The organism is Nostoc sp. CALU 1950, assembly GCF_051172895.1.
Taxonomy (GTDB): Bacteria; Cyanobacteriota; Cyanobacteriia; order Cyanobacteriales; family Nostocaceae; genus Nostoc; species Nostoc edaphicum_A.
In genome coordinates this window covers 1-12052 of sequence record NZ_JBDNJQ010000023.1, presented here as the reverse complement: position 1 = coordinate 12052, position 12052 = coordinate 1, and the positions used below count along the sequence as shown (strand labels likewise).

Sequence of the window (12052 nt, the reverse complement as noted above, 5' to 3'; positions counted from 1 at the left end):
AACTACGTTACTGAGGTTAACGCAAAATTTGGTGTTCTTAATAACCTGTAACTCAGTTAGTGACGAACTTTAGCTGGGCAATGTTGCGTAGCTACGTAGCGTGTTAGCTGGCTTTCATAATCAAGGGGGTAGAAATCAGCAAAAACTTGTTTTTTAGCTTTCATCTTTTGGCGTTATCTGCCCACTACTATGGACTATAGTCGGTTTTTCAGGAGTTTTGGGAATGACAACAACAGATCCCGTAAAGTTGATGAAGCAAGAAGTTGGCAAAGCCGCCGCCGCCCTAGTCAAGTCGGGTTCGATTGTGGGGTTGGGTACGGGGTCAACTACAGCATATACGATTCAGTTTTTAGGCGATCGCCTAAAGTCTGGTGAACTCAAAGATATTATAGGCATACCCACCTCGTTTCAGTCAGAAGTGCTGGCGAAGCAGTACGGTGTTCCTCTCGCCACCTTAGATGCTATTGACCACATCGATATTGCCATTGATGGCGCAGATGAAGTCGATCCACAGAAAAATTTGATTAAAGGCGGTGGTGCAGCACATACCCGCGAAAAAGTCGTAGACTACCTGGCAGAACAGTTCATCGTCGTGGTAGACAGTGGAAAATTAGTAGACCGCTTGGGTTCTAGTTTCGCTGTGCCTGTGGAAGTGATTCCAATGGCAATTACTCCAGTAACCAATGCCATCAAAAAACTCGGTGGCAAACCAGAACTCCGTATGGGTGTAAAAAAAGCTGGGCCAGTAATCACTGACCAAGGAAACTTTGTTTTAGATGTCAGATTTGACTCTATTGAAGATCCAGTCAGCCTAGAAAAGACATTGAATAACATTCCCGGCGTTCTGGAAAATGGTATCTTTGTTAACTGTGTCGATTTAGTTTTGATTGGTGAAGTCAAAGATGGCCAGCCATTAGTGCGGCAACTGTAAGAATTTTGGATTTTAGATTTTGGATTTTAGATGTCTCTAAAATCCAAAATTAAGCAAGATTCTAGTGAGTTGAAACAGAAATTTGAAACCGATGCGTTAAGCGATCGCTTGATTTTTAAGACAGTCGCTACAGAACAATTCTTCTTTTTAAACTGGGAATTACCCAGAACTAAAGTTTTCATTCATACTTCTTTCCTCCTTCCTTCTCAATACAGTTCAGTTAAGCTTTTTTCTCTCCCCCTGCTTCCCCTGCCTCCCCTGCCTCCCCTGCTCCCCTGCTCCCCCTGCCTGCCTTAACAGATAAATTTGCTTAACCGAACCGTATTGCCTTCCTCCTGCCTCCTCTAGCCCTGAACCTATGAGCGCTAACGAAATATCTCTTCGACCTGCCCAAGAAACAGATGCGTGGGTGCTGAGTGCAATTCATATTGCTGCTATCAAAGCTTTGCCTGCAACTTTCTACACCCAAAAAGAACTTTTAGCTTGGCGTAATTATCGCGATAAACCTGATGGTTCAAATATCTTGAAGAGTATGAAAGTGGAAACTTTCTGGGTTGCGATCGAGGGAGATGTGGTTATGGGTTTTGCTAGTTTCATTGTTGATGAACTCATTGGATTGTATGTTCATCCTAAATATCAAGGTAAAGGGATTGGGCGGGCTTTAGTTCAACATTTTTGTGACGAAGCAACCGTTCAAGGCGTGGATAAGGTAATTACAACTGCTAGCCTTTATGCCGAAGGATTTTATTTACGACTGGGATTTACTGCCATCCAAAGATCACCTCATTATTTAAGGAGTGGGATAGTTGTTCCAGTTACTAAAATGAGTAAAACATTAGAGACTTCCAATTAAAAAAATCTCCAAATACATCTGCCCCACTAATAACCGCTAGTAGTCTGCTAACCCAAAAAATGCTGAAGACTGGGGAATGGGGAATGGGAAATGGGGAATGGGGAATGGGGAAGAAGCTACCAATGCCCAATGCCCCAAGTGGCGGGGGGAGCAACCTCGACTACCCACTATTGGGATAGAGTTTCCCGCCGCTTTCAGCCATACCTTCCTTACGGTAAGCTACGCTAATGCAACAACTTTTTCTACATAACCTATGATGTAAGTAAGTACTTGCCAACATAAATGAATAAAATTATCCGTTCATCAGCTCTTACCCGTACACGTTTGATAGAAGCCGCCTCGCAGGTATTTGCTAGTTTAGGTGTTCAAGGAGCAACTACCCGTGAAATAGCTCGTGTTGCTGGTGTCAATGAGGTGACTTTATTTCGTCATTTTGCTAGCAAAGAACAACTTCTGGGAGCAGTAATGGAAAATGCTTTGGCACTCCAGACACAAGCCCTTGCACACCCCGAAGCGTGGACACAGGATTTGAAAATTGATTTAAGACAATATGCCCATCTTTACAATAGTATGCTAGAGGTACAGGAAGACTTAATTCGTACCTTCATTGGGGAAGCCAAACGTCATCCAGAGGCAGCCAAACAAGTGATTCAAGAAGCTGCCAAGCCTTTAGGGGAAAAACTGGTAGCTTACCTGCAATCGAGTCAGAGACGAGGCGCTGTTAGAGCAGACATTGATCCATTTCCGGCAGTCGATATGTTTACAGGAATGCTGCTAGCTGGAATGCTATGTCGCAGTGCAAAATTCAATCAAGGCAGCTATAGCTGTGAAGAATATATCGAAACCTGTGTAGATATTTTTGTGCGCGGTATCAGTGTTGCTCCCTCTCAGTTATGAAGAATGCTGAGTTCCATTAGCTGGGTGTTTAGCCCATGCCAAGTACTGAGTTAAAAGACCCTTGATTTTGGCATTTGTTATAAACTTGAGTCGCTGGATTTATTAAAATTGAGTATTTATTATCGTCAAATGCATGTTATGGATATAAAAAATCAGTAAGAAATTCTAGCTTTCTGTACTATATTACCGAGTAATTAACCTCTAACAAAAGAAGCTTTTATAAATCAAGAAAAATCTATCTGTAGATAAATTACTAAAATTTGCAACCTAGCTTAGGGTGTATACAGCTTTTGCAATAAGTATTGGTTGTTCCAAAACATTTTCATGCCTCATATTCATTCTTCCCAATTACTGCGTTATGGTATTACTGTATTAATTGTTGCAATTGCATTAGTGCTAATGCTGATGCTAGACCCTTGGTTAAGCATGAGTAGAACTCCTTTCCTGCTATTTTTTAGCGCTGTAACAGTTAGTGCTTGGTATGGTGGTTTGAAGTCAGGACTATTAGCAACTTCCTTGTCTGCATTAGTGAGCGATTACTTCTTTCTCCCCCCAGCTTATGAGCTGAGTTTTGACTTATCCAATTTTGTGCGAATTGGGTTATTTGCATTACAAGGATTGCTTTTTAGTATCATTTGTGAGGCATTAAAAACTGCTAAAAGACGAGCTGATGAAAATCTACAAAAGCTAAGAGTTAGTGAAGAGCGATTTCGGTTAGCATTAAGTAGTTCAGATATTTTGGTCTTTCAGCAAGATCGTGATTTGCGATATCAGTGGATTCATAATCCTCAAGGTCTAGATATTGCTGAGGAAATGTTAGGGAAGTCTGATTCTGAATTATTTTCAGCCTTAGTAGCAGAACAATTGACGGCAATTAAGCTAAAGGTAATAGAGACTGGTGTTGCAACCCGTGAAGAAGTTTATCTAACAACTTGTGGAAAATACCGTTGCTATGATTTGCTGGTTGAACCACTAAGGGATGCAGGCAATAACATTCAGGGTATTACCTGTGCAGGTGTGAATATTACCGAGCGGAAGCAGGCAGAAATAGAAAAAGCCAGGTTGCATCAGGAACTTCAGCAAGCTGTTCAGCAAAAAGACGAATCTCTGGCGTTACTCAATGCTTGGCTTACTAGTTCACCAGTGGCGCTGGCTTTTCTTGATACTGAATTGCGCTATATTCATGCGAATGAAGCCCTGTCCGCCATCAATGGTGTACCACAAAGTCAACATATTGGTCGCACCTTTAGGGAAGTACTACCGGAATGGGCGGCGCAAATTGAGCCTGTTTTTGAGCAAGTGATGCAAAGCGGACAACCCTTGCTTAACCAAGAAGTAAGCGGTGAAACTTATCCGCCTGGGGTATATCGTTATGCCCTTGTCAGCTATTATCCAGTGTGTTTGCCGGATGGGCAGTTGTTAGGAGTGGGCATTAGTTCAATTGATATTACTCAACTCAAACAAACTGAGCAAGCATTACGAGAAAGCGAAGCGAAGTTTCGCAGCGTGGTTGAGTCAAACATGATTGGTATTGGCTTCTGGGATAGAGACGGTAGGATCACAGATGCTAACGATGCCTTGCTGAATATGGTGGGTTATTCTCGTGAAGAATTAGTTTCTGGAAAACTTAACTGGCAAAACTTGACGCCTACAGAATACCTGCCACTCGATAAGCAAGCACTAACTCAATTTCAAGCTAGCTCCTTTTGCACACCATATCAAAAAGAATATATCCGAAAAGACGGCTCACGCTTCCCAATTTTGGCAGGTGGTAGCCATTTTGAAGAGACTGTAGAACGAGGAGCTTTTTTTGTTCTCGATATTACAGAGCGTAAGCAAGCTGAGGAAAGACTGCGCTATATCGCCCAGATTAGCAATTTACTCTCTACTTCGCTAGATTATGAAGAAACATTAGAACAAATCGCCAAAATTTCAGTTCCCCAACTTGCTGATTGGTGTAGCGTAGACATTTTAAATGATGATGGTTCCATTCGCCGCCTACCCATTGCCCATGCAGACCCATCGAAAGCGGAGTTGGCGCGTAAACTTCAGGAGTATGTGAAAAATTACAACGGTGTCAGTGCATTAATTACTAGAGTAATGCAAACTGGGCAAAGCGAATTAATCTCAGAGATATCTGACTCGCTCTTAGTAGCAAGTACTCAGAATCAGGAACACTTAGAGCTTGTTCGGCAATTGGGGATTAAGTCTGTGATGATTGTGCCGTTAATCACACAAGGACAAGTACTCGGCACTATCACCTTTGTCACCGCAGAATCAAACCGTCGCTACGATCGCTCTGACCTAACTTTAGCAACAGATATTACCCATCGTGCTGCTTTAGCAGTAGAAAATGCGCGACTTTATCGAGATATCAACCAGGCTTTAATCCATTATGCAGAATCTCTATCTCTTCTAGATGCGCTGCTAGGTGCTGCTCCTGTTGCCGTATGCTTTTTGGATCGGGAACTACGATATATCAGAATTAATCAAGTTTTCGCTGATATTAACGGTTTGACTGTAGAAGAACATCTAGGACGTAAATTTGGGGAAGTTTTGCCAGCGATGGCGGCTGAGTTAGAGCTACAGTTACAGCGGGTGTTAGATACTGGAGAACCTCTGCTGAATGTGGAAATTAGCGGTGATACAAGGGAGGAACCCGAACGTTACGGCTACTGGCTGGGCAACTATTACCCAGTCAATAATGCAATGGGTGAAACGGTAGGAATTGGGATTATTTTGGCAGATGTGACAGCAGCAAAGGAAACAGAAGTTGCTTTGCGGGAAAGCGAAGAAAGGTTCCGAACAATCTTCAATCAGGCAGCTGTGGGGATTAGTCTGGTAGCGTTGGATGGACAATTTCTACAAATTAATTCTGCTCTGTGCGAAATTACTGGATACAGCCATGAAGAGTTAATTCAAATGAACTTCGAGGAAATTACCCACCCTGACGACTTAGAAGTTGATTGGGAGAATTCTCGACGAGTCTTGGCAAAAGAAATTAGTGGTTATTCCCTAGAGAAGCGCTACATCCGCAAAGATGGTTCCATTGTTTGGGTAAACCTAACTTCATCAGCAGTTTGGAATGCTAACGGACAGCCAAAGTATGCATTAGGCATTATTGAGGATATTAGTGAACGCAAACGAGTTGAAGCTACACAACAGTTTTTAGTCGAAGCCAGCACCTTACTAGCTGCTTCATTGGATTATGAGATCGCCTTGGAAAGTGTGGCTAATCTTGCAGTTCCGACCCTTGCAGACTTGTGTATTGTAGATGTTTTCCAGGAAGATTGGTCAAGTAAACAAATTGCGATCGCAATTGCCGACTCCACAAAACTAAATATTCTAGACGAAATTCGACGGCGTTATCGACCCAAAACTAGAGCTAAACAGCTTGTCCGGCAGCTAAGGCTAGGAATATCTGCCTTTTACTCCGAATTATCTGACTCTAATCTTGTAGAGATGGCTGAAGATGAGGAACATCTGCAATTGCTGCGAAGCTTGGGTATTCGTTCTCTCATGGTGATTCCAGTTCGTTCCCGTGGGCAATTATTTGGAGCAATTTCTTTTTTCACAGCCGAGTCTGGTCGGTACTACCAACAAACAGACTTGGCTTTAGCAGAAGATATTGCTCGTCGGGCGGCGACAGCCATCGACAACGCTAGACTCTACCAGGAAACTCAACAGGCAAAACAGGCAGCTGAACGGTCTGTTAATCGCACGGTACTTTTACAAAGAATAACTGCTGCCCTCTCGGAAGCCCTAACTCCCCAACAGGTGGCTGATGTGGTGGTGAACCAAGGAATTGCCGCCTTAGAAGCCACTGCTGGTTCCGTTGTCTTACTTACTGAGGGGAATACAGAACTGAAAATTGTGCAAGCAATTGGCTATCCACAATCGCTGATAGATGCTTGGGCAAATTTTCCGATCACAGCACCTAACCAAATTGCGGAAACAGTCAGAACTAGAGCGCCGATTTTTTTAGAAAATTTAGCAGCCTTGATTGCTAAATATCCTCATTTAACGGGTGCTGTGACTCTTACCGGAAATAATGCCTGGGCTACCATTCCCTTGATCGCAGAAGCCAAAATAATTGGGGCACTGGGATTAAGCTTTGCCACTGTACAAATATTTAATGAAGAAGACCGGGGATTTATGTTGACACTGGGACAACAATGTGCACAAGCCATTGCCCGCGCTCAACTTTACGAAGCCGAAAAGACTGCAAGGGCACAAGCTGAGACAGCCAACCGGATTAAGGATGAATTTCTGGCTGTCCTTTCCCATGAACTCCGAACTCCCTTGAATCCGATTTTAGGGTGGGCAAAGTTACTCAGAACCCGCAAGTTCGACGAAGCCACTAGAATCCGGGCGTTGGAAACAATCGAGCGGAATGCTAAGTTACAAACCCAATTGATTGGAGATTTACTTGATGTTTCGCGGATTTTACAAGGTAAAGTCAGGTTAAATCTCTATGCAGTGAATTTGAAAGGTGCGATCGCAGCTGCACTAGAAACGGTGCGTTTAGCAGCAGAAGCCAAGTCAATTCAAATTCAAACGGTATTAAGTGATGATATCGGCAAAGTTCTCGGCGATGGCGATCGCTTGCAACAAGTAATGTGGAATCTCCTCTCCAATGCCGTTAAATTCACACCCACAGAAGGACTTGTAGAAGTGCGGCTAGAGCAAGTTGGGTTAGATGCCCAAATCCAGGTGATTGATACAGGTAAGGGAATCAACCCAGAATTTTTACCCTACGTCTTTGATTATTTCCGCCAAGCAGATGCTAAGACAACCAGAGTATTTGGTGGATTGGGATTGGGACTGGCAATTGTGCGCCATCTCGTAGAACTTCACGGTGGTACAGTTCAGGCAGAGAGTCTGGGAGAAGGACAGGGGGCTACCTTTACAGTCAGACTACCTTTGCTGAAAAATTCTGAGTTGCGAGTCAGCAGTGATGAGGCTTCTCAAACAGAACTGAGTACTGACGAGACATTACTTGCTGGGGTGCAAATATTGCTTGTGGACGATCAAGCAGATGTGCGAGAGTTTTTTAGCTTTGCGCTGGAACAATATGGTGCAACTGTCACAGCAGTTGAATCAGCAACCGAAGCGCTAGAAATATTAGTGCAATCCAAGCCAGATATCCTGTTAAGTGATATTGGAATGCCGTTGATGGATGGCTATATGTTGCTTGGCGAGGTGAGAAAATTACCGCCAGAACAAGGTGGGGAAATTCCAGCGATCGCTTTGACTGCTTATGCTGGAGAAATTAATTATAACCAAGCAATGGCAGCAGGATTTCAAAAACACTTACCGAAACCCGTCGATCCTGTAGATTTAGCCGCTGCGATCATTAATCTGATTGGGCATAATCAACCTTGACAACCTTTTCGCCTTAATGCTCAATTCCCCCTAAAGCTTTCAGGGTATCTTTTTGAGCTTCAGTTAATCCCGTTGCTCCTTTAATATTCATCCCTTCATAAAGACGATCAGCCATCAACGTTTTGATACAGCGTCCTGTTGTCACATCCCACAGCTTAATTGTGCGATCGTGACTGCCACTTAATAAAATTTGACCATCAAAGCTAAATACCACCGAAGCAATCCAACGTGTATGCTCTTGCAAGACCTGAAGACATTGCCCTGTTTGGAGATTCCATAGTCGAATAGTCTGATCATTACTGCCACTTGCCAAAGTTTGACCATCTGGGCTGATGGCAAGAGTCCAAACACCACCCGTATGTCCCTGCAATATCCGCAGACATTCCCCGGTTTGCAGATCCCAAAGACGAATGGTGTGGTCAAAACTGCCGCTTGCCAGCCGTTGACCGCTAGGATCGAACGCCACTGCGTAAAGTCCGCCAGCGTGACCCTGTAATATCCGCAGACATTCCCCGGTTTGCAAATCCCAAAGACGAATGGTGTGGTCAAAACTGCCACTCGCCAGCCGTTGACCGCTAGGATCGAAGGCGATCGGCCAAACGCCGCTTTCATGACCGCGCAGCACCCACAAACACTGATGAGTCTGCACATCCCACAGTCGCACGGTGCGATCGTAACTACTGCTTGCCAGAGTTTGCCCCTTTGGATTGAAGAGAACTGCCTTCACCGGTTCAGTATGACCTGATGACCATTGATTTAGATGTCCTGTTTGCACATCCCACACTGAAATCGATAAGCGATCCTGTCCATTAGTCGCCAAAGTTTGACCATCAGGGCTAAAGCTTACAGATGAAGCCCAATTGGTCGCTTTGTAGAAAGTTTTGTAAGGACGTGGTGGTAAATTGTCATCAACTTGCAAATGCCACAGGTGGATCGCTTCATCCTGACTGCCACTGGCGAACATTTGACCATTGGGGCTGAGGCTCAGGGAGCGAATACCACTATTGTATCCGCGCAACGTTTTCAGGCTTTGCCCGCTTTGTAGATTCCACAGCCGCACCGTTTGGTCTTGAGTTGCACTTGCTAATAGTTGCCCGTCGCCACTGATGGCAATTGCAAAAACTTCGTTGGTATTACCGCTAAGAACGTTGATACATTGTTCATCTTGGAGATTCCAAAAGCGGAGAGTACCATCGTCACTTCCACTCGCCAAAATATCACCATTCGGGCTAAACGCAATGCTCCAAACCCAATTGGTGTGTCCATCCAATACCTTGACATGAGGGTTTGATTGACGATCGCCTTTGTGAAGCTGCCCACTCCAGAGGCGAATAGAGCGATCGTGACTTCCACTGGCAAGCAATTGACCATCGGGGCTGTAGCGTACACAACGAACTCCATCGGTATGCCCCTCTAATACCCCCAGGCAGTTGCCATTCACTACATCCCAAAGCCGAATGGAGGTATCTTTACTACCACTGGCTAAGGTTTGATTGTCAGGAGAGAAGTGAACCGAGTAAACATTTTTTGTGTGTCCCTGTAAAATATGAAGACATTGCCCCTGTAAATTCCACACTCGCACCGTTTGATCGTCGCCGCCACTGGCTAATCGTTGACCGTTAGGACTAAAGCTCACTGACCAGACACACCCGATATGTCCCGTAAATATCCCCAAACACTGACTGCTTTGGACATCCCACAACCGCACCGAAGCATCACTACTACAGCTAGCTAATGTTTTGCCATCGGGACTAAAGGCAATCGACCACACCCAACCCGTGTGTCCTTCAAAGGTAGCTAATAGTTGAGTCGTAGTAATATGCCAAAGATACACCAAGCCGTTTGAATCGCCGACTGCGACGATTTGACCGTCTGGGCTGATGTCGATGGAGATTGCAATTCCTAATGTCTCTGAAAAGATGGACTTGGTTAAATCGGCATTTTGAAAATTGACCCCTGCCAAATTCACCTGCCGTAAGTCAGCTTGCTGCACCACTAAATCAGAAAAGTTAGAACCGCACAAATCCACTTGCAGCTGCACCAAAAGATTGATCAGGTTCCCTGCAACATATCCTGATTTTTGGCGCTGCATCAATAGTTGTCTTGCTCTAGTCTCAATTGCTGTCACACTCCCCAAACGAGACAGGAGTCGTTCAATTACAGGTTGCACAATTAGCCGCAATTGCGTTTCTCGCACATAATCTTTTGCCTGGACTCGAACCAAGGCATGAGTTCGCAGAAAGTCAATTTGAGAAGTCTCAAATTCTCTACAAACCTGCTCAATGAATCGTTCAGTGACAAATTCCATCACAACTGGTTGCAAGAAAAATAACTTATCCGTTTTTTCGAGCAACGATCGCCTCAGCAGTGAGTTAATTAAATTGGGTACGCTCTGCTGACACACAAGATCGACAACATTTTCGCGGATCTCTGCAATCGAGACTGGCTCACGATGAATCGCTTGCCAGAACATCGCTCTCTGTTCGTTATTGGGTAAGCGATCGAACTGACGACCGAGTAGATCGCGGATGTCTTCAAATATAGAAATTCCCCGATCGAGATAAGTTAAAACTTCTGCAATGCTGCCATTAAATAAATCTAGGGTGGCAGATGCGACCAGTTTCAGCGCTAGGGGGTTGCCACCATAATGATTAATTAAGGTATTCCATTCTGCTTCTGAACCCGTAAACGCTCCTTTTTTTCGGAAGATGGCGCGTCCATCGTCGGGTGTGAGTCCACTCAAAAGTAGTGATCGCACCACCCCATCTTCATCTGACATCAGCACAATTTCGCGTGGCTTTTCTCGACTTGTCAGCAACAAACAACTTTTGTGGGGAGTTTCTCCAATTGTTCTGAGCAATTGCCCGTAATCTTCATAGCCGAGTCGCCACTGTCCCACCTGTTCGCTGTGCAGAAGAATTTCGACATTATCCAAAATCAATAGACAACGATGCGATCGCAAATACTGCATCAATTTAGAGAATTTTTCATTCAGCGTGGTTGGAATAACAGGATCTTCCCCCTGAATCGGCATGAAAAATTTCAGTATGCTGGTTAAGAGTTCATCCAACGGTGGCGCATTGGAGAGACTTCGCCAAACCACCATTTCAAATTCTGCCTGCATTTGTAGCGCCGCCTTAATGGCGCTCGTACTTTTGCCAATGCCACCAATCCCCAGTAAGCCAACAACGCGGCACTGCTCAGAAATTATCCACTGCCATAGTTGCGCCAGTTCTGTTTCACGTCCATAAAACACCGATACATCCCCAGCATTGTCCCAATCTTGTTGGGGATTGGCTCGTTGCATTGACAATGCGTCTAATGGCGTAATGGGGGATGCAAAATCTGTCTTGGTTAATTCCAGTGCAAATGCCCGAAAGAGATATTCTAAGGACTGGCGATCTACCCCCAGTTCGCGCTTGAAAATCCGGGCGAGGGTATTGAGTGAAAGTCCAGTGCGATCGCTAAGTTCTTCCTGTGTGAAGTGCTTGCCCCAGGTTTCTTTAGCTTCTGCCTGCTCCTTTGCTGCTTGAAATCGCTGCCATCCCAGAGGCGATAAAATCACTCCTCTCACCCGCCCATAAGTTGAGCTACCGCGCCTAAATTTTGTCACATTAGAATCCACAGGCAAGTAGGTAGTGCTAGAGGGTAGAGCAAGTATTTTTCTGCGGGATGCTTCATGTTGACGCAGCCTGCACTTGGCGCTGACGAAAAGTTTAGTGAGTGCAAAGGGGGCAAGCTTTTTTATCCCTACTGAAGAATATCACGCTTGGTGTCTGTTCGCTTGTCAAAAAAACAAACCAGATTAAGACGACACGCTATGAGTTTGTTGTCTTGTCTGGTAGGGGATTTAGACAATAATTCCAGTAAATAGTTCTTGGATGCTCCCAATTAATCATGTTCTATTTTCCAACCATAGGACTGTTATAGTACCAGAAATGTTGAATCCTAATACAAAACTTTACATATCTAGTTACACTAACTCT

General features: G+C 44.5%; 6 protein-coding genes. 5 read left to right on the top strand and 1 reads right to left on the bottom strand.

The window, feature by feature from the left end:
* Window positions 1-223 precede the first annotated feature (223 nt).
* From rpiA to ABF638_RS09210, 5 genes are all read left to right on the top strand, one after another.
* Window positions 224-931 (top strand): ribose-5-phosphate isomerase RpiA, encoded by a 708-nt coding sequence (gene rpiA / locus ABF638_RS09230; protein ID WP_435022183.1) that lies wholly within the window; start codon window positions 224-226, stop codon window positions 929-931.
* Between the two features lie 358 nt (window positions 932-1289).
* The gene (locus ABF638_RS09225) at window positions 1290-1784 is read left to right on the top strand and encodes a GNAT family N-acetyltransferase (RefSeq protein WP_435022181.1); all 495 of its coding nucleotides are present in this window, start codon (window positions 1290-1292) and stop codon (window positions 1782-1784) included.
* A gap of 76 nt (window positions 1785-1860) precedes the next feature.
* A complete protein-coding gene (locus ABF638_RS09220) occupies window positions 1861-2034 on the top strand; it encodes a hypothetical protein (RefSeq protein ID WP_435022179.1) in 174 nt (57 codons plus the stop codon).
* Window positions 2035-2066: 32 nt separating this feature from the next.
* Window positions 2067-2681 carry a TetR/AcrR family transcriptional regulator gene (locus ABF638_RS09215; protein WP_435022177.1) on the top strand — a complete coding sequence of 205 codons (615 nt, stop codon included), beginning with the start codon at window positions 2067-2069 and terminating at the stop codon, window positions 2679-2681.
* Window positions 2682-3005: 324 nt separating this feature from the next.
* Window positions 3006-8066 carry a PAS domain S-box protein gene (locus ABF638_RS09210; RefSeq protein ID WP_435022175.1) on the top strand — a complete coding sequence of 1687 codons (5061 nt, stop codon included), beginning with the start codon at window positions 3006-3008 and terminating at the stop codon, window positions 8064-8066.
* A 13-nt stretch (window positions 8067-8079) separates the two neighbouring features.
* Here the strand turns inward: ABF638_RS09210 and ABF638_RS09205 are convergent, their stop codons facing one another.
* The gene (locus ABF638_RS09205) at window positions 8080-11679 is read right to left on the bottom strand and encodes an NB-ARC domain-containing protein (protein WP_435022173.1); all 3600 of its coding nucleotides are present in this window, start codon (window positions 11677-11679) and stop codon (window positions 8080-8082) included.
* Between the last annotated feature and the right edge of the window lie 373 nt (window positions 11680-12052).